The sequence below is a fragment of the Burkholderia sp. A2 genome (assembly GCF_001729305.1).
Taxonomy (GTDB): domain Bacteria; phylum Pseudomonadota; class Gammaproteobacteria; order Burkholderiales; family Burkholderiaceae; genus Burkholderia; species Burkholderia sola.
Genome location: NZ_LZXX01000106.1, coordinates 236357 through 236594, shown reverse-complemented (window position 1 = coordinate 236594; position 238 = coordinate 236357). Strand labels below are relative to the sequence as shown.

At 71.0% G+C, this 238-nt stretch carries 1 pseudogene; it reads left to right on the top strand.

Annotation, left to right across the window (positions count from 1 at the left end):
* A pseudogene (locus A9Z05_RS37960) lies at positions 1–238 on the top strand (beta-hydroxyacyl-ACP dehydratase); the annotation flags it as partial.

Here is a 238-nt window from a genome sequence, read left to right as displayed (position 1 = left end):
CGACGCGCTCGAACTGCTCGGCGACGGCCGGTTCCTGCTGCACGGACGCAAGGCCGACCTCGTCAACATCGCCGGCAAGCGCACGTCGCTCGCGTACCTGAACCATCAGCTCAACGCGATTGCCCAGGTGGTCGACGGCGTGTTCTTCATGCCCGACGAAGCCGGGCCCGCGCACGGCGACACGGCGCGCGAACCGGTCACGCGGCTCGTCGCGCTCGTCGTCGCGCCGACGCTCGCG